The following is a 23,273-nucleotide window of genomic DNA, read 5'->3' on the forward strand; positions in this document are numbered from 1 at the left end:
GACTACAAACATGCTACGCGTCCACTGTGCGGTTCTGGGAGAACAACCCAGAACCAAGACACGCTCCCTTTGTGGAGACCAAGCCCTCTTGTGGGGTGGTCTCGGCAGGGTGAGTGGAGTTTGGTTGGTGTTGTGAATTCCATAGTGTTTCGGTGGTTATGGCGGAGGGGAAACGCCCGGTCCCATTCCGAACCCGGAAGCTAAGCCCTCCAGCGCCGATGGTACTGCACTCGTGAGGGTGTGGGAGAGTAGGACGCCGCCGAACAATCTTTCCGATGGGGGAGACCGATTTATTCGGTCTCCCCCATCGGCATGTCTGGGGTAGGACATGCGCATGGAGCTGCGCACGCACGCCGACCTCGCCGGGTTCTGGGACGCCGCTCAGGCGCTGTACCTCGCGGACCCGGCCGCACACACGATCCCGCTCGCGGCGCTGGTGCCGAGGCTGGGAACCGCGTACCAGGACGACGTCGGTCCGTTGATCACCGTGCACGAGGACGGTCTCCTCACCGGAGCCGTGTTCCGCACTCCGCCCTATCCGCTCGGGGTGAGCGGGCTTCCGCTCTCCGCGGTGAACGCCGTCGCCGCCGAGGTTCACGGACTGCTGCCGGACCTGACCACGGTCAACGGGCCCGTTGAGGTCGCCGAGGCGTTCGCGAACGCTTGGCAGGAGCTGACGGGGAGACCGTGGCGGGTGGAGCGCGGGGAACGGCTCTACCGGCTCGGCACGCTCGTGCCGCCGGTGGTGCGAGGCTCGGCCAGGGGCGCGGACGAAGCTGATGTTGAGCTGCTTTCGTTGTGGCGCAAGGATTTCTCACGTGTGCTGGGTGTGGAGCTCGACATCCACGGTGCTGAAGCCGGACTCAGGCAGGCCCTTGAGATGGGAACCACGGTGCTGATCTGGGAGGTCGACGGACAGCCCGTTTCCTGCGCGCAGGCGAGCAAGCCGGTGGGCGGGATGAGCAGGGTGAGCTTCGTCTACACACCGCCGGAGCAGCGCGGCAACGGCTACGCCTCCGGGATCACGGCGGCGATGTCGAGCTGGGCGGCCGGAGCGGGCGCCGACTGTGTGGTTCTTTTCACTGTCATCGACAATCCTGTGTCCAACGCCATCTACCAGCGCATTGGCTACCTTCCCGTGCACGACACCGCGAATGTCCTTTTGGGACAAGGGAACTAGGCTCTACGACATGTCCACGCCCGATCCCGTGAGCGGAGCGCCCGAGCCGGCGCGCGCGACCCGGCTGCTGGTCGTCCAACTGTGCCGGACGAACCCGCTCGGCACGCTCGCCGACTGGCTGCGCGGCGCCGGCGCGGAGTTCGACGTCGTCCTGGCGTCGGAGCAGCCGCTGCCCGCCACGCTCGACGGCTACCAGGGCGTGGTCTGCCTCGGCGGTGACGCGAGCGCGCTGGACGAGCTGCGTCATCCGTGGCTGGCCTCGGTGCGCAAGCTCCTGGCCCAGGCGGTCACGCGGAACCTGCCGACCCTGGCGATCTGCCTCGGCGCGCAGCTGCTCGCGACCGCCACCGGCGGGATCGTGCGGCCGATGGAGGACGGGCCCGAGGTCGGCGGCAGGCTGGTCGCCAAGCGCGATTCGGTCAGCACCGACCCGTTGTTCGCAGATCTGCCGTGGACGCCGGACGTCGTGCAGTTCCACAATGACGAGATCAGCAGTCTTCCCCCGGGAGCGCAGCTGCTCGCGTCCTCACCGCGCTGCCAGAACCAGGCCTTCCTGGTCGGCAGCTGCGGCTACGGCGTGCAGTTCCACATCGAGACCACCACCGACATGGTGCTGGACTGGGCGGCGGCCGATCCGGACGCGGCCCGGCTGGCTCCACGCGGTGGTTTCACCAGGGAAGGGCTCGACCAGCTCCACCAGGACCTGGCGGAAACGTGGGAGCCCTTCACGCAACGGTTCGTTCGACTGGCCGAGGAAGGCCCGCGCCCCTCCGCAAGTCTGGGCCGCACCCTTCCTTTGGTGTGATTTGTGTCCGTTGTCCATAGCCAGGCGCAGGTGGCACCCGAGTGGGCGCGAAAGAGCCCACCCCGGCCCGGTAGCGTCTTGTCCGACGATGTCAGCACTGCCGGAGGATCAGTGTGGATGCCTCTCTACTCGTAATCGTTGTCGTCCTCACGGCGCTCGCCTTCGACTTCACCAACGGCTTCCACGACACCGCCAACGCGATGGCCACCTCCATCGCGACCGGCGCGCTGCGACCGCGGACCGCGGTCGCCCTGTCGGCGGTGCTGAACCTGGTCGGGGCGTTCCTCTCGGTCGAGGTGGCCAAGACCATCTCCGGCGGGATCGTCGACGAGGCGCTGATCGACCCGGCCATCATCTTCGGCGGGCTCATAGGCGCGATCATGTGGAACCTGGTGACCTGGTACTTCGGGCTGCCGTCGAGCTCCTCGCACGCGCTGTTCGGCGGCCTGATCGGCGCCACCTGGGTCGCGTCCGGGATGGACGCGGTGCACTTCGCCAAGGTCGCCGAGAAGGTCCTGGTGCCCGCCGTGGCCGCGCCGCTGGTCGCGGGGATCATCGCCGGGCTGGCGACCTTCCTGACCTACCGGCTCACCCGGAGCACCTCCTCCCCCGACGTCGTCGGCAAGGGCTTCAAGATCGGGCAGGTCATCTCGGCCTCGCTGGTCTCGCTCGCGCACGGCACCAACGACGCGCAGAAGACGATGGGCATCATCACGCTGACCCTGATCACCGCCGGATCGCTGCCCGCGGGCTCCGGTCCGCCGGTCTGGGTGATCGTCAGCGCCGGTGTGGCGATCGCGCTGGGCACCTACCTCGGCGGTGGCCGGATCACCCAGACCCTGGGCAAGGGGCTGACGACGATCGAGTCGCCGCAGGGCTTCGCCGCGCAGACCAGCGCGGCCACGGTGATCCTCGCGTCCTCGCACGTCGGGTTCGCGCTGTCCACCACGCACGTGGCCTCGGGCGGGGTGATGGGCTCCGGTCTCGGCCGCAAGGGCGCCAAGATCCGCTGGGGCGTCGCGGGCCGGATGGCGGCGGGCTGGCTGCTCACGCTGCCGGCCGCTGGGGTCGTCGGCGCGCTGGCCGGGGAGATCGCCTCCTTCGGCACCGTCGGCGTGATCATCGTGGCGCTTGCCGGGATCGGCGTCTCCATCGGCCTGTACATCGCCGCGCGCCGCAAGCCCATCCACCCGGAGCACGTCGTCGACGAGATCGCCGGCGAGACCGGTCCGCAGGCCGCGCGCGCGGCCGCCTGATCCGCCCAGCAGGACGGGGAGAACCGTGAACATCAACTGGGCCGGGCTCGGTGAGGTCTTCGTGGCCAGCCTGGCTGCGGTGCTCGTGCTCGTCGTGCTCTACGTCGCGGGCATCCGCGGCGTGGTCAGCAGGGGCGAGGCCAAGGCGAAGGGCGGTTCGGGGGCCGGGGGCACCACGGCGGCGGCGTTCGCGTTCGCTGGCTGCGTCGCGGTCGTGCTCTACGGCCTGTACGTCATCGTCCTGGGGTAGCGACCGTTACGGTTGTGCTCGATGAGCAATCGAGCACACGCGGCACCGTCGCCGGCGCGGTTCGGGCTGACCGAACAGCGAGCCGAGGAACTGCTCCGCGGGTTCGGCTGGTGGCTGGCGGGCGGACCCGCCGAGCACGCGGCCGTCCTGCTCGCAGCGCTGTCGCGCAGCCCCGATCCTGACCTGGCGCTGCGCGGGCTCGACCGGCTGCACGACGCGCTCGGCGAGGGGTGGGGCGAGCTGGAGCGGGCGCTCATGGCGGACGCCGGAGTGCGCGGGCGGTTGCTCGGAGTGCTGGGGTCCTCGACCGCGCTCACCGACTTCCTCGCGGCCAACCCGGACCTGTGGCGGGAACTGGACGGGCGGATGCCCACGGAGCTGCCCGGCCAGGACGAGCTGATCGCGGATCTGCTCAGCGCGGTGGGCGCCGATCCCGCCGTGGGGAACCCGGGGACGCCTGAGGGCACCATGGCCACTTTGCCCAGCACTGAGGCGATTCGCGTGCTGAAGTCGCGTTATCGCGCTTGGCTGCTGCGCATCGCCGCCGCTGATTTGGCGCACGTGGTCGAGACCTCGCTTCCGATTCCCGCATACGAGGCCGTGACGGCGTGCCTGTCGGACCTCGCGGTGGCCGCATTGCAAGCAGCGCTCGCGATCGGGGCCGCCGAGGTCGGGCCGCTGCGCTGCGGGCTCGCGGTGATCGCGATGGGCAAGTGCGGCGCGCGTGAGTTGAACTACGTCAGCGATGTTGATGTTGTTTTTGTCGCCGAACCTGACTCGGAACTCGGCCCGGCTACACGGTTGGCTAGCGCCATGATGCGGATCGCGGGGGCCGCGTGCTTCGAGGTCGACGCGGCGCTTCGGCCGGAGGGCAAGGCGGGCGCGCTCGTCAGGACCTTGGAGGGCCACCTCGCGTACTACAAGCGGTGGGCCAGGACGTGGGAGTTCCAGGCGCTGTTGAAGGCGCGCCCGGTCGCCGGAGATCTTGAGCTCGGTCAGCGGCACGTGGACGCGGTCCGGCCGATGGTGTGGACGGCCGCCGACCGCGACGACTTCGTCGCCGACGTGCAGGCCATGCGGCGGCGGGTCGAGGAGCACGTGCCGGTCGGGCTCGGCGAGCGCGAGCTGAAGCTCGGCCGTGGGGGGCTGCGCGACGTCGAGTTCGCGGTGCAGCTGCTCCAGATGGTGCACGGTCGCACGGCCGAGGACCTGCGTGAACAGTCCACTGTGGACGCGTTGGCCGCGTTGGGGGCGGGCGGGTACGTGGGCCGCGCCGACGTGGCGGAGCTGAGCGACTCCTACCGGTTCTTGCGGCTGCTCGAACACCGCTTGCAGCTCCAACGCCTGCGCAGGACCCACCTGTTCCCCGCCGATGACGATCGCGCCGCGCTGCGTTGGCTGGCAAGGGCTTCCGGTATCCGGGCGGATGGCAGGCGGAGCAGCGGCGAAGTGCTCGTCGCGGAGTTCCGCAGGCACGCCAACAGGGTTCGGCGGCTGCACGAGAAGCTGTTCTACCGGCCGCTGCTCGAAGCCGTGGCGCGGGTGCCGACCGAAGAGCTGCGGCTGACGCCGAAGGCGGCCGGTCAGCGGCTCGCGGCGCTCGGCTACACCTCGCCGGAGGGGGCGCTGCGGCACATCCAGGCGCTCACCGAGGGCATGACGCGGCGCGCGGCGATTCAAGGCGCGCTGCTGCCCGTGCTGCTGGATCTCCTTGCCAGCACGCCAGATCCGGACGGCGGGCTGCTCGCCTATCGGCGGGTGTCGGAGGCGTTGGCGAACACGCCGTGGTACCTCCGGTTGCTGCGGGACGAGGGCGCGGTCGCACAGCGTCTGGCCACGTTGCTCGGCACCGCGAAGGTCATCCCGGACCTGCTGGTGCGCGCGCCCGAGGTGCTGCGGTTACTCGCGGACACCAAGGAGCTGGCGCAGCGCGATCCGGCCGAGGTCGCGCAGTCCTTGCGCAGCGCGGTCGCCAGGCACTCCGACCCGGCTCAGGCGGTGATCGCGGCACGGTCGTTCCGGCGGCACGAGCTGCTGCGCGTCGCGAGCGCGGATCTGCTTGGCCTGATCGAACTTCCCGCCGTGTGCCAGGCGTTGAGCAGCGTGTGGTCGGCGGTGCTGGGTTCGGCCGTTGATGCGGCGGAGCGCGCGGTGTGCGCTGAGCGCGGCGAGCGCGCGGCCCGGCTCGCGGTGATCGGGATGGGGCGGCTCGGCGGGAACGAGCTGGGCTACGGCTCGGACGCGGACGTGCTCTTCGTCTGCGAGCCGTTGGACGGATTCGACGACAGCGCGGCGGTGAAGTACGCCTCGGCCGTCGCGGAGCAGGTGCGGAAACTGTTGAGCGCACCGAGCCAGGACCCGGCACTGCACGTGGACGCTGACCTCCGGCCGGAGGGGCGGAACGGGCCGCTGGCAAGGACTTTGGAGTCCTACCGGTCCTACTACGCGCAGTGGGGCGAGACCTGGGAGTTCCAGGCGCTGCTGCGGGCGCGCCCCGTTGCCGGCGATGCCGAGCTGGGCGAGCGGTTCCGGGAGATGATCGACCCTGTTCGCTACCCCGAGGGCGGGCTGGACAACGCCGAGGTGGTGAAGATCCGGCGCATCAAGGCCAGGGTCGAGGCCGAGCGGATGCCCAAGGGGACCGATCCGAAGATGAACGCCAAGCTCGGCCGCGGCGGACTGTCCGATGTGGAGTGGACGTTGCAGCTGCTCCAGCTCCAGCACGCGCACCGTGTTCCCGAGCTGCGCACGACGTCCACTGTGGACGGTCTGGCGGCTGCGGGGGCGGCAGGGCTCATCGGGCCGGAGGACGTCGAAGTGCTTGATGCGGCGTGGAAACTCGCCACGCGCACGCGCAACGCGGTGACCCTGGTCCGAGGCAAGCCGACCGACCAGGTGCCCGCGCAGGGCAGGGAGCTGGCCGCGACGGTGCGGGCGCTGGGCTACCCGGCTTCCATGGACCCGGGCGAGTTCGCCGACACCTACCGGCGCACGACCCGGCGCGCCCGCACCGCGGTCGAGAAGTTGTTCTACGCGTGAAGAAGGGGCCGTTCCCGGCCCCTTCGCTCACTCGTCGTCGGAGGACTCCTCGTCCTCCTCCTCGGAGTCGTCCTCGCTCTCGATCGGCGGGGCGTCGTAGACCTCGACCACCCACTCCTCGGCGAGCACCTCGGTGCCGTCCGGTTCGGTCTCGGGCGTGGTGCGGTTGTGCAGCCGCACCCCGAGGCTGAGCCGCTCGGTGGCCTCCAGCGCCTCGACGGCGTCGGCCAGGTTGTCGAAGTAGTGGGTGACGATCCTGGTGGGTTCCTCGTAGACCTCGGTCACGGGGCGGACAGTACCTCCTGGGCCGCATCTCCACCTCGCGTGACCCGCCGCCGCACCAGCGGGAGCACGGCCAGCAGGATCGCCATCAGCACGACCGAGGCACCGGCGGACAGCAGCAGGAACTCGGCGAGCGCGCCCTCGGCGAGGTAGCTGCCCAGCGCCAGCGCGACCAGGGCGCAGACCCCGCGATCGATGATCGACTCGATGGACAGCAGCGTGGCGCGGTAGGGCGTCGGCGGGATGGCGTCGTTGATCAGCTGCCGCTGGATCGGGAACGACAGCCCCATGGCCAGCGCGAACACGCACAGCGCCGCCACCGTGGCGATCCCGTTGCCCGGCACGGTCAGCGCCAGGGTGCCCGCCATGACCACGGTCAGCACGAACACCGCGCGGGAGTCGGTCAGGAAGCGCCGGATGATGCCGGGGCGCGCCGAGCCCAGCGCCTCGAACACGCTCATCAGCGACATCACCATGCCGTGTGCGACCAGCGGGACGTTGTCGGCGGTGAGGATCGGCTGGAAGAGGTTCACCTGGCAGATCCGCCCGAGCGTGAACACCGCGACGCCCTGCGCCATGAACAGCAGCAGCATCGGCGTGCGGCGCAACAACCCGAGCGACTCGCGCACGGAAGTGATCACCGGTGCGGTCGGCTTGCGGACGCTGTCCGGCAGCGGCGGCAGGCGGTACGCCATCACCACGGCCAGGACCGCGCTCACGGCGGTCAGCCAGTACGGCAGCGTCATCTCCAGCTGCATGGCCAGGCCGACCAGCGGCCAGCCAACGACCTTGCCGACCAGGCTGTAGGAGCGCGCGCTGCCCTCGGCCTGCTTGTACTGCTCGCGCTCGCCGTTGGCCACCATGTACTCGTACAGGTAGGCGCTGGAGGCGCCGGAGACCAGCGAACGGGCGAGCGCGATCAGCAGGAAGTGCACCAGGAAGCCCCAGTACGAGGGCACCGACACCGGCATCACGTTGGACACCACCAGGACCGCGCCGCCCGCGAGCATGCAGCGGCGGTAGCCGATCCGGTCGGCGATCATCCCCGTCGGGATCTCCAGCAGGCAGAACGCCACGTAGTAGATGCTCTGGATGGCCAGGATGTCGGCGACGGAGATGCCCAGCTGCCGCTGGTACTCGAAGAAGATCGGGGTCCACAGCAGCAGCCCGAAGAACAGCTGGAACCCGATCATGAGCCGGATGACCGGCTTGGACTTCAGCACGGTCGTCCTCAGTTGGCGTAGGGGCGCAGCTGCACGATGTGCACGCGCTCGGAGTCGGCCACCCACTCGATGTCCATCGGCGTGGCGAAGGTGTAGTCGGGCGAGAAGTGCGATTGCAGGAACCGGCCCGCGAGTGCCAAGTGCTGCAACAGGTTCCGGCTCTGCTCGTCCAGGTCCTCGGCCGCGTCGCCCAGCGAGACCGTCCGCCCGCCGCCCTCGATCGTGTTGTAGAGGTACTGCAACGGCACCGAGTCGCCGGAGACCACGTCGGCCACCGACTGCCGGGACACGTTGAGGTAGACGTTGCGGAAGTCCGCGCGGCTCATCGGGTTGCACGTGACCAGGACTCCGCCCATGGGGGCCTGGACCTCCTCCTGCACGATCACGCCCATGTAGGAGTCGTCCTGGGAGATCCCGGCCTGCTGCCGCAACCGGACGCTTCGCGAGGAGAACAGAGACGCCCACACCCGCTTCACGCTGGTGAAGATCTCGTCGGCGGTGACGACCTGGTTGACCGACTCGTAGATGCCCGCTGCGGAGAACCCGGCGAGGTCCTCGGCGTTGGAGGAGCTGCGGATCACGAAGCGACGCACTCCGCCGAGGTGGGTGAAGATCGCGCTGTCCATCTCCTGGCGCAGGTCCTCGGGCATCCGCGTCGCCTTGACCAGCCGTTGCAGCTCGATGCAGACCGGGTCGATCTCGCGGGCGCCCAGCTCCAGCGCCATCTTGAGCTTGCCGATCGCCTGCTGGATGCGCGGTGAGGACTCCAGGAAGCGGCGCTGCACCGAGAACGGCACGGCGATGCCCCTGGGGATGCTCACGTGCTCGGAGAGCGAGCGCCACGCGGCCTGGTTGAGGTTCGCGCTCTCCGGGACGCCGAGCAGTTTCGCCGAGTACATCAGCAGGTTCGCCCTCGGCGGGCGCGGGACCTGGTAGAAGCCGAGCAGTCGCTCCGAGCCGTGCGTCAGGACGTGGCCCAGCTCGCCGAGGTTGGCGGCCTTCGTGCCGTAGCGGTGCCCGTCGCGCATGCGGAGCCGGTCGAGCGCGACGATCGGCGTCGCGTCGGTTTCCGGTTCCTCCAACGTGATCCGGGCGCTGCGCCACGCGGGCTCCGGCATGTCGGCGGGCTTCTCCGCGCGCTGGAGCACGATCTCGGTGGAGCTCGCGTCGACGCCGTACTCCACCCACTCGCCGTCAAGTCCGCGCTCGTCGATGAGTTCGAGCGCGCCGAGCTGCACGGCGTTGGGGATGCCCCAGCCGGAGGCGAGGACGTTCGTGTGCGACAGCGGCGTCGTCGGCTCGCTGTTGATCACTCCGGCCAGCCGGGGGATGTCGTCGGGGACGCGGTCCATCGCGATGATGTCGAACCACTCCAACGACTCCGCCGCGGCGCGGTACTCGACCTGCGTGCGGAACGCGCGGAGCCGTCCTCGGGTGGTCCCGGTGTTCAGCGGCACGTAGCGGCTGCTCGCGAAGAGCTCGTGCGCCTGGATCCGGGGGAGCTCGCCGGCGGGAATGTCGAGCAGGTGGCGCTCTTGGAGGTGCGATGCGGGTTTGAAGACCAGCGGCAGCGCCGCGTCCACGTTGTCGCGGACGAACTCGAAGAAGAACTTGATCATTTCCGCCGGCATGGTGTCGACCTCGACGGTCTCCAGCGCGAGGAAACGCCCGCCGTCGCGGTCGTGCAGCGAGAGAAGTCCGAGGCAGAAGCGCCGGTCCGGCTCGTGGTAAAAGGTCTGGTTGTACTCGTCGATGGTCCCGAGCATTTCGGAGTACGGGATTTTCAGAATGCGTTCGGCGATGTACTCGGCGTGGAACTGGTGCTCAGCGTTGTTGATGAAGTGGATGAGCCCCAGTTCGCGGTCCACCAACAGCTTGACGAAGCGGTAGCCGGAGAGCGTCCCGGAGAGCTGGTCGAAGGCGGCGAGGGTGAGTCGTTCGCCGACCAGAGAATGTTTCGTGACGTCCGTCTCAACGGCACCGGTGTACAACTCGTCCTCTTTCCGCATTGTTTCCCCGCATGACATGCGAAAGATACTCGGAGGATGAGTTCGCGCAAAACTCTCGCGTGGAGAGGTAGGTCATAGGATGTGTAGCCCACAAACGTGACGGATCAGATCACGCCGTTATAACCGCTGCTCAGTCGATCCAGAGGATCATCGAGTCGCCCTTTTCGGCCGCTGCCGAAAAGAAGGCCGGGATCGGCTTGAACCAATGGCCGACCCACTCCAGCGCGTCCTCCTCGTCCCAGGTGAGCGGGTAGACGTCCGCCTCGGTCAGGTCGTTGGGGTCCGTGCTGTCGAGCAGCTCGTCGAAGTCGAGCACCGCCAGCGCCTCCGCCGCCGACTCCACCTGGTCCGCGCTGAGGTAGCGGGGCGGGCCGTAGCCCCAGTCCTCCTCCTCGGCGATCTCGCCCTCGCCGTGCACGACGTCCACGTGGAACTCCGCGCGGCCGAGCAGGAAGGCGATCGCGTGCCACGCCTTGTGCGTGGTCAGGTAGCGGGCTTCCTCGGGCGGGAGGTCGGCGTCCGCCAGGTCGTCGAGCCGGTCCTGGGTTTCCTCGCGGAAGCCGTTCGGGTCGTCGAGCGCCCGTTCCAGCTCCTCCTGCGTGACCCGGAGGTAGTTGCCGTCCATTCCCACGACGGGAAGGCTACAAGCCGTGATCGGGAGGCGGAGAATGACCGGTGAGTGGCTCAGTGTCTCGACCTCGTACCTGAAGCCTGGCGGTGATCCGTGGGCGGACGAGGCTGCTCGACAAGGTGGCGTGGGGAAGCAACGGCTCGTCGAGGTGACGGAGCTTCCCGCCGACTCCGATATCGCTGCCGCGCTGGGAATTCCGCTCGGTGAGCCGGTGGTCGTCCGTCGGCGGGTGATGCTTGTGGACGATCGACCCGTGGAGCTGACGGACTCTTACTACGCGGCTTCACTCGCACGGGGCACGGGCTTGGCCGAGTTGCGGAAGATTCGCGGTGGTGCCGTGACGCTGCTCGCGGAGCTGGGATATCGCGTCGAGCAGGCGGTCGAGGACGTGTCCGCGCGCAATCCGACCGACGAGGAGCGCGAGCAGCTCGACCTGCGCGGAGAACCCGTGCTCCAGTTGATCCGCCGTTCCCTGTGTGCGGGAACGCCTTTCGAAGTGAGCGTCATGCGAATGACCGCGGCGGGCCGCCGCCTTCGCTATCAGCTGTCTGTCTGACAGCTCAGTCCCAGTGGTTGAGCTTTGTGTTCCGGTCACGGTGTCGCTGGAGTTGGGGTGTCTTCAAGACCCGCAAACCCTGCTGTTGATCATCGTTAACCGCCGCAAACCCTGCGGCCTTGCGGGGGTTTGCTGTCGTTGGAGACGGTTGGGGTGGGGGTTGGGTGGTCTTGAAGACCGGCGAACCTGATGACCGACAGGACCGGGCCTAGTCCCAGTGGTTGAAGATGACGTCGCCGACGGTCTCCGCTTGCCAGGTGCGGAGTTCGCGGTGTTCGGCATTCGTCAGGCGACTGATGTCCACAGTGGACAGCGCGCGGTCCAGGTCTGAAGTGGACAGCACGCGGAACGGCTCGTGCTCGGCGAGGGCGGCGGCCAGCTCGGGGGCTTCGCGGAACGGTGGGCGGAACTCGTGCGGGCGCGGCGGTTCGGCGATGGCGAGGAGCGGGTGGAACGCGTTCGCGAGCACGGCCACGGTTTCGTCGCGGTAGGCGATGAGGGCGGCGTGGTAGCTCATCGCGATCTGAGCTTCGGCGAAGTCGACGACCTGGCCGCCGGTGCGCCGCGCGGCGTCGTGGCAGGCGGCCCGGAGTGCCTTGAGATCCGTGCGCGGCGCCGGTTCGAAGCCGGTGAGGCCGCTGAGCAGCTCGTACACCTTGTGAACGATAGCGTTTTTGATTCACAGCGTGGGCTGACCGGCCTCAGGGGAAACCCGGAACTGTGCACAGAAGTCTGTGCACAAGTTTCTGTGCACGCTAGCCTCGCCCCGTGACCACACCGCCGCAGCCGGAGGACATGGCCGATCCGGCCATGCTGAAGGCACTCGTGCACCCGCTCCGAAGGCGCATCCTGGCCGAGCTCCGGCGCGGTCCGGCCTCGGCGACGACGCTCGCCGCGGCGTTGGAACGCAACACCGGGGTGACGAGCTACCACCTGCGCGAGCTGGAGCGGCACGGCTTCGTCGAGGAGGACCCGGCGCTGGGCAAGGGGAAGGAGCGGTGGTGGCGCAGGCGCTCGCGGAACCTGCGAGTGCCGTCGGCGCGGGAGCTGAGCCCGGAAGCGGTGAAGTTGCTCAGCGAGCTCAGGACCACCGAGATCGCCGAGGACCTCGCCGCGTGGCACCGCTACGACCAGGAGGAACGCTTTGGCGACTCCGAATGGGCGGACACGGTCGCGTTCACGCGGGGGACGGTGGGGCTCACGCGAAGCGAGTTCACGCAGTTCTTCGACGAGTACAAGGCGCTGTTGAAGCGCTACTGGCGCGCACCGGAGGAGATGCCTGCTGAAGCCAGGCAAGTCCTCGTGCGCTTCATCGCCTTTCCCGATCCTGACGGGAAGTGAGGACCCGTGCCGCCGAGCGGCCACTCGGCGGCACGGACGGAAGAAACGCACAACGCGCCCGATGGGCGTGCCTTATCGAGTACGCAACTCCTTGAGAAGGAGAACATCCGTGTTAGCCAGACGCAAACTCGCGGCGATCTCGGTCGCGCTGGGGCTCGTCGCCACGAGCGGCGCGGTGGCGATCGCCGACCAGCCCCACGGGCGCGGCCTCTCGGCCACCATTCGCTACACCGAGTTCGGCATTCCGCACATCGTCGCGAACTCCTACCGCGACCTCGGTTTCGGCCAGGGGTACGCGGCGGCGACCGACAACGTGTGCGCGCTCGCCGACACCATGCTCACGACCTCGGCGACCCGATCCCGCTACCTCGGTGGCGAAACCGCGCCGAAGGGCATCCTCGCGCAGACTCCGACGAATCTCGCCAGCGACCTGTACTACCAGGGGATCAACGACTCCGGCATCGTCGAACGCCTTGTGGCGCAACAAGGAAAGCTCGGCCCGGCGCCGGAGGTTCGCGACGCTGTGTCTGGCTACGCGGCGGGCGTGACCCAGTTCCTGCGCGAGAACCGGATCACCGACCCGGGGTGCAAGGGCGCGGCCTGGCTCCGACCGATGTCCGAGCTCGATGTCTACCGGCACATGTACGCGTCGGGAATGGCATTCGGGCAAGGCGGAGCGGCGGCGGGAATCGTTTCCGCGGCGGCCCCAGTGTCCACTGAGGACGCTGATCTCGGCAGCAACGCGATCGCTCTTGGCAGCGCGGCGACCGTGAACGGCAAGGGAATGTCCCTCGCCAACCCGCACCTGCCGTGGCACGCGCCGGATCTGCGGTTGTGGCAGTCGCACCTGACGATTCCCGGAAAGCTGAACGCCAGCGGCGCGGGCGTGGTCGGATTGCCCCTGCTGTGGCTCGGCCACACCTCAACGATGGCGTGGGGCGGCACGGCGGCCGACACGACCAGGACCTTCACGCTGTTCGAGCTGAAGCTCGTTCCGGGATCGCCGACGAAGTACTTGGTGGACGGGAAAGCCGAAGCTATGACGCGGCGCGATGTCACGGTCACTGTCGCAAAACCCGGCGGTGGCGCGGAAAAGGTCACCAAGCCGCAGTGGTGGACGCGCTACGGCCCGATCATCCATAAGCTCGGCGAGCAGGTACTGCCGTGGACCGTGGACACAGCGTTCGCTTTTGCCGATGCCAATGCGCAGAACATCCGTATGGGGAACTCGACGCTTCGGCTGATGCAGGCCCGCACTTCCGACGAGGCCATGCGCGGTCTCAAGGAAACCCAAGGCCTGGCGTGGATGAACGTCTTCGCGACCGATTCGCGCGGCGACGCGTCCTATCGGCAGCTGCACGTCGTGCCGAACGTGACCGATGCCAGAGCTGCCGAATGCAACACCGAGCTGGGCAAGCGTTCCTACGCAGACCGTGGAATCGCGGTGTTCGACGGCTCGCGCTCGAACTGCGGTTGGGGTCAGGACCGCGACGCGGTGCAGCCTGGCACGTTCGGCCCGGACAGCCTGCCCGCGCTGAGCCGCACTGACTACGTCGAGAACTCCAACGACAGCTACTGGCTGACCAATCCTCGGCAGCCGATCAACGGCTTCTCGCGGATCTTCGGCACTGCGAACACCTCGCGGAGCCCTCGCACTCGAAGCGCCCTGACCGCCATCGAGGAGCAGCTCGCGAAGGCGAAGTTCACCAAGGAAGCCTTGCAGGACTTGATGCTCGCCAATCGCAGCCACCTCGCGGAGCTTGCTGTCGACGACCTCGTCCGCCTGTGCCGCACAATGCCCGCCGACGTGAAGGAAGCGTGCGACGCACTGTCCACTTGGGACAAGAGGTTCGATGTCGAGAGCCGCGGGGCGCTCCTTTTCGACCGCTTCTGGGCGAAGCTGCGCACGACGGTGCCAAGTCCGGCCCAGTGGAAGGTGCCGTTCGACGCGGCCAATCCCGTTGCCACGCCTAACACGTTGAACACCGACGAACCCGGAGTCGCGAAGGCGCTGACCCACGCTGTTGCCGAGCTTCGCGCCGCGAAGATCCCGCTCAATGCGCCGTGGGGCGACCACAACTACGTCGTCCGCAACGGCGAGCGCATTCCGATCGGCGGCGCGGCGGGCAACTTGGGCGTATTCAACGCGGTTTCCGGCCCGTGGGACCCGGCCAAGGGCTACTCCGAGATGCAGCACGGTGCGACCTACTTGCACGCCTTGTCGTTCAACAACAGTGCGTGCCCGGACAGTTCGACGTTGATGGCGTACTCGCAGTCGATGAACCCCGCTTCACCGCACTACAGCGACCAGACCAAGCTGTATTCGCGCAAGCAGTGGGTAACCGAACGGTTCTGCGAGAAGGACATCATGGGTTCACCTGGCCTTCGCGTGGTCGAAGTGCGTCAACGCTGAGTCGACGTGGCCCCCGTCCAGGGGGCGGGGGCCACGCCTGGGCAGGAGGTCGTTGCGACCAGCGGCGGCCGAGGTGTCGGGCGCGCGATCGTCAAACGACCCCTCGCCGATGGTCATTCCGTTGTGGCGCTTGACCTTATGCCACCGTGAGCCGCCGTCGACGGCGGCCGTGCGGTGGTACGGCCATGGCTCAGAAGAGAGATAACTGCTGCTCATGGGTTCAGCTCGCGTGGACGTCCCACTCCTTCGGGAAGACCCGCAGTTTTCGCAGTGGTGACAAGAGGATCGGCAGCGGGATGAGCACCGAGACGACGGCGGCGGCCCACAGCACGCCGTGCGCGCCCAGAACTTCGCCGAGCGCGCCGCCGACGAGGCTCCCGACCGGGATGATTCCCCACGTGATGAACCGGTTCGACGCCGCGACTCGACTGAGCATGTCCTTCGGCGTCGTGCGCTGACGCAGCGCTCCCGAACAGATGTTGAAGAGCACGACGGCGAAGCTCCGCAGGAACAGCGCCGCCCCGACGAGGAGCGTGGCGAGGCCGCCCAGATTTCCGCTCAGCGCGAGCAGGAGGAACGCGGGCGCGAACAGCACCGCGGACGCTGTCACCACCCGCGCGGAGCCGACCTTTTCGCTGATGCGGTTGGCAAATGCCGCGCCCAGAAGCCCGCCGACCGCGCCCGCCGACAGGAACACGCCGAGCGCGGTGGTGCCGAGCGAGAGATCCCGCAGCACGTAGATGGCCAGCACCGCGCTCTCCGCGCCCATGACCGCGTTGAGAACGAACGTGCTCGCGGTGATCGACCTGATGACTGGCTGGTTCCTGATGAGGCGCAGTCCCGCGACGATGTCCGGCCAGAGCTTCGGTTTGCTCTTCGGCGGCTCGACGGTTTCCACCATCGTGATCCGCGACAGCAGAAGCGTTGAGGCCATAAAGGACAGTGCGGTGAAGAGGAGGATCACCGGTGTCGCCACGATCCTGACCAACTGCGCCGCTATCGCCGGTCCACCGATCTGTGCGACGGAGTTCGTCGCCTGCAAACGGGAACTCGCGGCGGTGAGCCGCTCCGAGCCGACCAGCGGGAGCAGATATCCGGCGTAGCTCGTGTCGAACAGCACCGAGGCCAGCCCGACCACCGCCGCCGATGCGAAAAGAACGCCGAACGACAGGAAACCGGCGAAGTGGGCGATGGGGATGAGCAGCAGCGCGAGCGCACGCATCAGGTTCGCCACCTGCATGACCGGTCTCTTCCGCATGCGGTCCAGGTAGGCGCCCGCCGGAAGACTGATCAGGAGAAAGGCGATCGTGTGACTCGCGTCGAGCAGTCCGACCTGGAACGGTGTCGCGCCGAGCGAGACGACCGCCAGAACCGGAATCACGAAGTCGGCGAACTGCGTCCCCGTCTGGCTCACCGCATCGGCGGCCCACAAGTGCCGGAAGTCCCGATGCCCTTTCAGTGACACGCCTGGCTCGTTGTCAGCGCTCTGCGCGCGTGGCACGGACATGGAAAGTAATCCTACCTCTGGGGAGTCCGAGCAGTGATCCGACTGTTGGCTTTCTGGGCTGGCGGGATGCGAACGAGACGGTTGCCTTTTTCGATATTGCCAAGACGGTTTCGCTGATTATTCTCGGTGCCAGAATCTTCGCTGGACAGGAGTTCGCTCCTTGCCCGAAAGGTATGTAGAAGTTCGCCGGTGCGGACTCGTTCCAGCGCGAAGGGCAAAGACTGCTTCCGTTGCTCCACTCGCTCTCATTGCGTTGGCCGGTCGCCGTGGAGAGGATGACCGTAGTTCCGGCGGGTATTCTCAGATCGCCGTACGAATGATCTGTGCTGGCGCGGCGAACCAGTCTCCAGGCCGTTGGCAGTAGGCGTTGGCTCTCTCGCAGCACGTTGTGGGCTCCGAAACGGGACAACGCGTTCTTGTGTTCCACGTCTTCGCTGCCGTGCACGAGCGCCCACTCGAGTGCGACTCCTGTGAATCCGGTGACGGAGAGCGCGAGGCGCAGGGCGAGCTCGGCGGCCTCGGTGTGGTCGAGTTCGGGAAGCCCGGAGAGGGCGACGTCGAAGATGTTCCTCGGTGGATCTTGTGCTTGGTACTCGAACTTCAACCAGTCCGCCAGCCTGGAGACGAGCCCGGTGAAGAGGCGGTTGACTCGAACCAGTCGGGTGCCCAGGAGATCGTGTTCGACGATGATCTTGCGGAGGTACTCGTCGACGATCTCCCCCGCGCCGTTCAGGTTCAGTCCTAGTTCTTCGGTGAACATCATCGACACCAGGCGGACTCCGAGGCCTGGTACGCGGTGTGCTGATCCAACGAGCGCGGGGACGGTCCTGCTCGGGCAAAGCTTGTTCGCGCTGAGCACGCGCATGAGGCTGCCGGACATCTGGCGGCGCAATCGTGGGCAGAGCGGTGCTCTGGAAGACGTCCTGAAGAAAGCTGATTGGTCCTCGTAGCGTCCGGTCCTGTCATTGAGGACGTCGAGGATGAGTTCCGGATCGAGCAGGACGACTTCTCGGTCGTTGAGCCACGTCCACTTCTTGCCTTTCGCTGCCAGAGCATCCCACTCGAGGATGTACGACCAGAGCGAAGGGTGCCTGTGCAACACTTTTCCTCCCCCCGAAGGAAATCAAAGAGCGGGGTGCCGACCGGTGTCGGCACCCCGCTCGATCTGAATCAGGTTCCCCCGTACTGGGTGGCGTAAGACCGTCGGGCGATGAGCTTTTCGCCGCGGAGCCACGAGCTGAGTCGGACAATCATCGTCATGTGAATCCCTCCCTGGTTCATCTGACGGGTAAAACGTTAGGCGATGCGCATCGATTGCGAAAGTGAACGCCCGAGAATGGCGATCTGTCCACTCTTACGGGTGGATCCGATGCATTCTGGGGACGAGTTGGAGTTCTTGTGATATTCGCAGGCGGTGAAGTTGTGCCGTGCAAAGGCCGAGGGCCGGGTGACCACAACGGTCGCCCGGCCCTCGGCCTTCGTGCTGACGTGTCACACGTCGAAGTAGAGCTCGAACTCGTAGGGGTGCGGGCGGAGGCGGATCGGGTCGATCTCCTGCTCGCGCTTGAGGGCGATCCAGGTCTCGATGACGTCCTCGGTGAAGACGCCGCCCTCCAGCAGGAACTCGTGGTTCTTCTCCAGGTTGTCCAGGGCCTCCTCGAGCGAGGTGGGGACCTGCTGGACGTCCTTGGCCTCCTCGGGGGGAAGCTCGTAGAGGTCCTTGTCGATCGGCGCGGGCGGCTCGATCTTGTTCTTGATGCCGTCGAGACCGGCCATCAGCATGGCGGCGAAGGCGAGGTACGGGTTGCCCGAGGAGTCGGGGCAGCGGAACTCGACGCGCTTGGCCTTGGGGTTGTTGCCGGTGATCGGGATGCGCACGCACGCGGAGCGGTTGCGCTGGGAGTACACGAGGCTGACGGGAGCCTCGTAGCCGGGCACCAGGCGGTGGTAGGAGTTCACCGTGGGGTTGGTGAAGGCGAGCAGGCTCGGGGCGTGGTGCAGGATGCCGCCGATGTAGTGCCGCGCGGTGTCGGACAGGCCGGCGTAGCCGGACTCGTCGTAGAACAGCGGCGCGCCGTCCTTCCACAGCGACTGGTGGCAGTGCATGCCGGAGCCGTTGTCGCCGAAGAGCGGCTTGGGCATGAAGGTCGCGGTCTTGCCCGCGGCCCAAGCGGTGTTCTTCACGATGTACTTGAACAGCTGCAGGTCGTCGGCCGCGTGCAGCAGCGTGTTGAACCTGTAGTTGATCTCGGTCTGACCGGCGGTGCCGACCTCGTGGTGCGCGCGCTCGACCTCGAAGCCGGCGTCGGCGAGCTTCAGCGAGATCTGGTCGCGCAGGTCGGCGTAGTGGTCGGTCGGGGAGACGGGGAAGTAGCCGCCCTTGTACCGGACCTTGTAGCCCTTGTTGCCGCCCTCCTCCTCGCGCCCGGTGTTCCACCAGCCCGACTCGGAGTCGATCTCGTGGAACGACGAGTTCTGGGTGTTGGAGAAGCGGATCGAGTCGAACAGGTAGAACTCGGCCTCGGGCGCGAAGTACGCGATGTCGGCGACGCCGGACTCCGCGATGAACTGCTCGGCCTTGCGGGCGATGTTGCGCGGGTCGCGGCTGTAGGGCTCGCGGGTCAGCGGGTCGTGCACGAAGAAGTTGACGATCAGCGTCTTCTCGGCGCGGAACGGGTCCAGGCGGGCGGTCGCCAGGTCGGGCAGCAGCAGCATGTCGGACTCGTGGATCTGCTGGAAGCCACGGACCGACGAGCCGTCGAAGGCCATGCCTTCCGCGATCGCGTCCGCGGTGAACGCCTTGGCGGGCACGTTGAAGTGCTGCATGATGCCCGGCAAGTCGCTGAACCGGACGTCGACGAACTTCACGTCCTCTTCGGAAATGAAGCGCAGGACCTCGTCGGGATTGGTGAACACCCTCGTTGGCTCCTTCACGCACGTGAGCTTGTCCGTCAGCCACGGGATTGCCGCTGACATGGCTCTGACGCTAGGTCCGCGGTGTTGCTCGACCGCTACCCCAGTGTTTCCTCAGTGTTAACGGCAACCCGGACCGGTGCCTTGACCCACCTGGTCGGGGCACTGCCGCCACCCGGTCTTACCCTTGACAGCGTGAGCACCGAACCGGAGTCCGTCACCCACCCCGGAGCGCGGTTCGGCTTCCCCGCGCAAGGTCCCGGCTCGCTGTCGGGCTTCGGCCGCAGGGTCCTCGCGCTGGTCGTGGACTGGCTGCCCGCCGCCGCCGTCGGCTACTTCCTCACCACGAACCCGTCGCTGTCGGCCATCGTGGTCTTCGCGGCGGTGACGGTCATCTCGCACTCGCTGTTCGGCAGGACCCTGGGCTACGCGGTGGCGGGGCTGCGCCTGGCGAAGATCGACGGCCTCCGCCCCGACCCGGGCCGCGTGCTGGTGCGGACCCTGTTGCTGTGCCTGGTGGTTCCCGCCGTCGTCAGCGACGACGACGGGCGCGGCCTGCACGACAAGGTCGTCAGCACCGCCGTTCTCACCACCCGCTAGCCGCCGGGGCGCTGGGCGATCACCCGCGCTCCCGTGCCGTCCATGCGGATCAGGGACGGGATCAGCGGGTCGGGCTCGTAACCGGACTCCAGCACCATCTCCCGCATGCTCTCCGTCCAGCGCGAGTCGGCGCGAACGGCGAAGAACTTGTCGGGGCAGGGCAGCGCGATCAGCACGTCGTCGGACTTCAGCATCTTCGCCAGGAAGCCGTGCAGCGGCGGGAAAGCGATAGCGGAGGCGGCGAGCCCGGCCCGTTCCAGGCTGATGACCGCGTCGGGTGCGGGGTCCTCGGAAACGCGGACTTCGACGGTCTCCATCAGGTTGCCGACAGCCTCTCCCGCCAAGGTGTCGAAGTCGCGGCCGCCGAGCATCGCCTGCGTGATGTGCCGCATCCTGATGCGCTTCTCCGGGGTCCACCACACCTCGGCGAGGGTCGCAGTCAGCTCGCCCGGGATCACCGAGAAGTGCGGCATGTCCAGCAGCGGCGGGTGGTGCGAAGTGCTGCGCAGGACGGGCAGCAGAACAGTTTCCGGGGCGGATTCCACCACCGGGGCGGGGGCGGTGTTCCTCAGTTCGGCCTTGCGTTGCTTGCCGAGGAGCATCGCGGCGCGGACCTTGTCCCGGATCTCTTCCTCGCTCAGCGGGCTGGCGTTCGTCACCGACGGAACGTATCTCGGCGCGAGTGCCCCGCTGGAACGATTTGAGACCAGCTGAGCAGCTAAAACGCCAGGATGCAGCCCTGCGGCCAGTGAAAGCTTGCGGCCGGAAAGAGGGACAGGGGGCGCGTGTTCGGCGACGCCGGGCCATGTCGAGGTAGGGGGCGGTTAGCGATGATCGAGAAGGGGGTTGGGTGGTCTTGAAGACCAGCGAACCTCCGGCGGCACTGAAACGACGGAAGCCGGGCCCAGTCGGACCCGGCTTCCGTGGCGAGCGAGCGTCAGCGGCGGCGCATGGCGCGCTGGACGTTGCGCATCTTCGCGCCCTGGGGCAGCGGGCCCTTCGGCATGGAGGCGCCGCGTGCCGCCAGCGCGGAGAGCCGGGTCTCGATGACCTCGACCTGCGCCTTGGTGATGTTGCGGGGCAGCTTGGTCATGTGCCGCTGGAGGTCCTTGAGCTTGACCTGCTCGTCCTCGTTGCCGACGATCAGGTCGTAGATCGGGGTCTGGCCGATCACCCTGGCGATGCGCTTCTTCTCCTGGCCCAGCAACGGCTTCACGCGGTGCGGAGCGCCCTCGCCGACGAGCACGACACCGCAGCGGCCGACGACGCGGTGCACGGCGTCGAGCTGCGTGGTGCCCGCGACGGCCTTGGTGACCCGCCAGTTGCCGCGCATGTTGTCCAGCGCCCACGCGGCGGCGCCGGGCTGGCCGTCGGCCTTCGTGAAGACGTTGCGCTGCACGCGGCGGCCGAAGACGACCACGGCGGCGAGCACGCCGAAGGCGATACCGGGCGCCAGGAACACCCAGTGCATGCCCCAGATCAGGCCGAGGGCGAAGATCGCGCCCGTCACCACCAGGAAGGCGCCGACCATCCACGGGATCAGGCCGCGGTCCTCGCGGCGCTGCATCTTGAACGCCTCGAAGATCTGCTTGCGACGCTCACGGGACGCCTTGCGGCGTGCGAGCTTCGCTTCCTTGGCGGCTGCCTTGTCCAGCTTGGGGGCCATGCCTCCAGGATACGGCCGCTCCGGAGGGGAGCTGCGCCGGGATGACGAGTTCCTGGCGTGCGCCCCTGGAAGTCGGGAACATGAAACCTGTCCGATGCGCCAACTCAAGCATCGTTAGGGGTCCGCGATGGCACGACGCAAAGGCAACGGCGGGTGGAGCGGGGCCGCTTCCTCGAACAACGGCAGCGGAGGCGGCTGCAACTCCTCCGGCGCCGACGGGGGCGGCGGCAGTGACGGTGGTGGCGGGGGAGGCAGCGACGGTGGAGGCGGTGGCGGTGGCGGCAACTTCACGCTGCTGCCCAGGCCGTCCGCCCTGCTCATGGCCGCTTCGCGCATGGTCGGCGACGGTGCAGCGTCGAGGCGGTTCGCCCTCGGCGCGCTGCGCGGCTACCAGGCGCTGATCTCGCGGTTCACGGTCGCGTGCCCGCAGTCGGTCTCGTGCAGCGCCTTCGCGGTCGACGCGGTGCACCGGCACGGCGGGCGCAGCGGACTGCGCTTGGCCGCCGCGCGCGTCACGGCCTGCGGATAGCGGAAGGGGCCGCACCCGTCACGGGTGCGGCCCCTTCCAGTAACCCAAGAACTACTGGCGGGCGAGGACGGCGCTGGCCTCCTGGGCCGCGGTGCCCTGCTCGCTCAGGTGGCGCAGGTTCTCCGGGACCTCCTCGCCGCGGTGCTTGACGGCCTGGGTGAACAGGCGCCCGGCGCGGTAGGAGGAGCGCACGAGCGGTCCGGCCATCACACCCGCGAAGCCGATCTCCTCGGCCTTCTTCGAGTGGTCAACGAACTCCTGCGGCTTCACCCAGCGCGACACCGGGTGGTGCCTCGGGCTGGGCCGCAGGTACTGGGTGATGGTGATGATGTCGCAGCCCGCCTCGTGCAGGTCGTGCAGCGCGGCCGTGACCTCCTCCGGCTCCTCGCCCATGCCCAGGATCAGGTTGGACTTGGTGACCAGACCGGCCTCGCGGGCCTTGGTGATCACTTCGAGCGAGCGCTCGTAGCGGAAGGCGGGGCGGATGCGCTTGAAGATGCGCGGCACCGTCTCCAGGTTGTGCGCCAGCACCTCCGGGCGCGAGCCGAAGACCTCGGCCAGCTGCGCGGGGTCGGCGTTGAAGTCGGGGATCAGCAGCTCGACGCCGGTCCCGGGGTTGAGCTCGTGGATCTGGCGAACGGTCTCCGCGTAGAGCCAGGCGCCGCCGTCCTCGAGGTCGTCGCGGGCCACCCCGGTCACCGTCGAGTAGCGCAGGCCCATGGCCTGGACGGACTCGGCGACGCGGCGGGGCTCGTCGCGGTCGAGCGCGGCGGGCTTGCCCGTGTCGATCTGGCAGAAGTCGCAGCGGCGGGTGCACTGCTCACCACCGATGAGGAAGGTGGCCTCGCGGTCCTCCCAACACTCGTAGATGTTGGGGCAGCCGGCCTCCTCGCACACCGTGTGCAGGCCCTCGCGTTTGACCAGGCTCTTGAGCTCGGAGTACTCCGGGCCCATCTTCGCCTTCGTCTTGATCCACGAGGGCTTCTTCTCGATGGGAGTCTCGCTGTTGCGAACTTCCAGCCGCAGCAGCTTGCGGCCCTCAGGAACCACGGTCACACGCCCAGCCTACGCCC

Annotated in this window: 21 protein-coding genes and 1 rRNA gene; 11 read left to right on the top strand and 11 right to left on the bottom strand. The window is 67.9% G+C overall.

Annotated elements, in window-relative coordinates; genetic code table 11:
• Positions 1-148 precede the first annotated feature (148 nt).
• The 6 genes from rrf to ABD798_RS14920 all read left to right on the top strand — a co-directional run bounded on the left by rrf (position 149) and on the right by ABD798_RS14920 (position 6,530).
• A 5S ribosomal RNA gene (gene rrf, locus ABD798_RS14895) occupies positions 149-265 on the top strand.
• A 69-nt stretch (positions 266-334) separates the two neighbouring features.
• Positions 335-1,180 (top strand): GNAT family N-acetyltransferase, encoded by an 846-nt coding sequence (locus ABD798_RS14900; protein ID WP_344875011.1) that lies wholly within the window; start codon positions 335-337, stop codon positions 1,178-1,180.
• Between the two features lie 10 nt (positions 1,181-1,190).
• The gene (locus ABD798_RS14905) at positions 1,191-1,985 is read left to right on the top strand and encodes a type 1 glutamine amidotransferase (protein WP_344875013.1); all 795 of its coding nucleotides are present in this window, start codon (positions 1,191-1,193) and stop codon (positions 1,983-1,985) included.
• 113 nt (positions 1,986-2,098) lie between these two features.
• Positions 2,099-3,241 (top strand): inorganic phosphate transporter, encoded by a 1,143-nt coding sequence (locus ABD798_RS14910; protein WP_344875015.1) that lies wholly within the window; start codon positions 2,099-2,101, stop codon positions 3,239-3,241.
• A gap of 25 nt (positions 3,242-3,266) precedes the next feature.
• Positions 3,267-3,491 carry a hypothetical protein gene (locus tag ABD798_RS14915; RefSeq protein ID WP_344875017.1) on the top strand — a complete coding sequence of 75 codons (225 nt, stop codon included), beginning with the start codon at positions 3,267-3,269 and terminating at the stop codon, positions 3,489-3,491.
• A gap of 21 nt (positions 3,492-3,512) precedes the next feature.
• Positions 3,513-6,530: a bifunctional [glutamine synthetase] adenylyltransferase/[glutamine synthetase]-adenylyl-L-tyrosine phosphorylase gene (locus ABD798_RS14920; protein ID WP_344875019.1), complete on the top strand. Its 3,018-nt coding sequence runs from the start codon at positions 3,513-3,515 to the stop codon at positions 6,528-6,530.
• Positions 6,531-6,557: 27 nt separating this feature from the next.
• Here ABD798_RS14920 and ABD798_RS14925 read toward each other — a convergent pair whose 3' ends face one another.
• From ABD798_RS14925 to ABD798_RS14940, 4 genes are all read right to left on the bottom strand, one after another.
• The gene (locus ABD798_RS14925) at positions 6,558-6,815 is read right to left on the bottom strand and encodes a hypothetical protein (protein WP_344875021.1); all 258 of its coding nucleotides are present in this window, start codon (positions 6,813-6,815) and stop codon (positions 6,558-6,560) included.
• The gene (locus ABD798_RS14930; RefSeq protein ID WP_344875023.1) at positions 6,812-8,035 is read right to left on the bottom strand and encodes an MFS transporter; all 1,224 of its coding nucleotides are present in this window, start codon (positions 8,033-8,035) and stop codon (positions 6,812-6,814) included. Before ABD798_RS14930 ends, ABD798_RS14925 begins: the two co-directional genes overlap by 4 nt.
• A gap of 8 nt (positions 8,036-8,043) precedes the next feature.
• Positions 8,044-10,044: a PEP/pyruvate-binding domain-containing protein gene (locus tag ABD798_RS14935; protein WP_344875025.1), complete on the bottom strand. Its 2,001-nt coding sequence runs from the start codon at positions 10,042-10,044 to the stop codon at positions 8,044-8,046.
• 130 nt (positions 10,045-10,174) lie between these two features.
• The gene (locus tag ABD798_RS14940; RefSeq protein ID WP_344875756.1) at positions 10,175-10,669 is read right to left on the bottom strand and encodes a YfbM family protein; all 495 of its coding nucleotides are present in this window, start codon (positions 10,667-10,669) and stop codon (positions 10,175-10,177) included.
• Between the two features lie 130 nt (positions 10,670-10,799).
• Here ABD798_RS14940 and ABD798_RS14945 point away from each other — a divergent pair, with 130 nt between their 5' ends.
• Positions 10,800-11,231: a UTRA domain-containing protein gene (locus ABD798_RS14945; protein ID WP_344875027.1), complete on the top strand. Its 432-nt coding sequence runs from the start codon at positions 10,800-10,802 to the stop codon at positions 11,229-11,231.
• A gap of 208 nt (positions 11,232-11,439) precedes the next feature.
• Here ABD798_RS14945 and ABD798_RS14950 read toward each other — a convergent pair whose 3' ends face one another.
• Positions 11,440-11,886, bottom strand: a complete 447-nt coding sequence (locus ABD798_RS14950) for a hypothetical protein (protein ID WP_344875029.1) — start codon at positions 11,884-11,886, stop codon at positions 11,440-11,442.
• Positions 11,887-11,999: 113 nt separating this feature from the next.
• Between ABD798_RS14950 and ABD798_RS14955 the strand changes: the two genes are divergently transcribed.
• Both ABD798_RS14955 and ABD798_RS14960 read left to right on the top strand, forming a co-directional pair.
• Positions 12,000-12,572, top strand: coding sequence for an ArsR/SmtB family transcription factor (locus tag ABD798_RS14955; RefSeq protein ID WP_344875031.1), 573 nt, complete (start codon positions 12,000-12,002; stop codon positions 12,570-12,572).
• Positions 12,573-12,681: 109 nt separating this feature from the next.
• Positions 12,682-14,985 (top strand): penicillin acylase family protein, encoded by a 2,304-nt coding sequence (locus ABD798_RS14960; protein ID WP_344875033.1) that lies wholly within the window; start codon positions 12,682-12,684, stop codon positions 14,983-14,985.
• 220 nt (positions 14,986-15,205) lie between these two features.
• On the opposite strand, the gene ABD798_RS14965 is transcribed toward ABD798_RS14960, so the two are convergent.
• From ABD798_RS14965 to glnA, 3 genes are all read right to left on the bottom strand, one after another.
• Positions 15,206-16,492: an MFS transporter gene (locus ABD798_RS14965; protein WP_344875035.1), complete on the bottom strand. Its 1,287-nt coding sequence runs from the start codon at positions 16,490-16,492 to the stop codon at positions 15,206-15,208.
• Positions 16,464-17,594, bottom strand: a complete 1,131-nt coding sequence (locus tag ABD798_RS14970; protein ID WP_344875037.1) for a cytochrome P450 — start codon at positions 17,592-17,594, stop codon at positions 16,464-16,466. Before ABD798_RS14970 ends, ABD798_RS14965 begins: the two co-directional genes overlap by 29 nt.
• A gap of 389 nt (positions 17,595-17,983) precedes the next feature.
• The gene (glnA, locus tag ABD798_RS14975; protein ID WP_344875758.1) at positions 17,984-19,408 is read right to left on the bottom strand and encodes a type I glutamate--ammonia ligase; all 1,425 of its coding nucleotides are present in this window, start codon (positions 19,406-19,408) and stop codon (positions 17,984-17,986) included.
• A 192-nt stretch (positions 19,409-19,600) separates the two neighbouring features.
• Between glnA and ABD798_RS14980 the strand changes: the two genes are divergently transcribed.
• Positions 19,601-20,005 (top strand): RDD family protein, encoded by a 405-nt coding sequence (locus ABD798_RS14980; protein WP_344875039.1) that lies wholly within the window; start codon positions 19,601-19,603, stop codon positions 20,003-20,005.
• Here the strand turns inward: ABD798_RS14980 and ABD798_RS14985 are convergent.
• Both ABD798_RS14985 and ABD798_RS14990 read right to left on the bottom strand, forming a co-directional pair.
• Positions 20,002-20,664, bottom strand: coding sequence for a hypothetical protein (locus ABD798_RS14985; RefSeq protein ID WP_344875041.1), 663 nt, complete (start codon positions 20,662-20,664; stop codon positions 20,002-20,004). The genes ABD798_RS14980 and ABD798_RS14985 overlap by 4 nt on opposite strands.
• Before the next feature lie 278 nt (positions 20,665-20,942).
• Positions 20,943-21,671 carry a DUF4191 domain-containing protein gene (locus ABD798_RS14990; RefSeq protein WP_344875043.1) on the bottom strand — a complete coding sequence of 243 codons (729 nt, stop codon included), beginning with the start codon at positions 21,669-21,671 and terminating at the stop codon, positions 20,943-20,945.
• 127 nt (positions 21,672-21,798) lie between these two features.
• Here ABD798_RS14990 and yidD point away from each other — a divergent pair, with 127 nt between their 5' ends.
• Positions 21,799-22,200, top strand: a complete 402-nt coding sequence (gene yidD / locus ABD798_RS14995) for a membrane protein insertion efficiency factor YidD (RefSeq protein WP_344875045.1) — start codon at positions 21,799-21,801, stop codon at positions 22,198-22,200.
• 51 nt (positions 22,201-22,251) lie between these two features.
• Here yidD and lipA read toward each other — a convergent pair whose 3' ends face one another.
• Positions 22,252-23,256, bottom strand: a complete 1,005-nt coding sequence (lipA, locus tag ABD798_RS15000) for a lipoyl synthase (RefSeq protein WP_344875047.1) — start codon at positions 23,254-23,256, stop codon at positions 22,252-22,254.
• Positions 23,257-23,273 lie beyond the last annotated feature (17 nt).

The sequence above is a fragment of the Allokutzneria multivorans genome, from assembly GCF_039537405.1.
Classification (GTDB): Bacteria; Actinomycetota; Actinomycetes; order Mycobacteriales; family Pseudonocardiaceae; genus Allokutzneria; species Allokutzneria multivorans.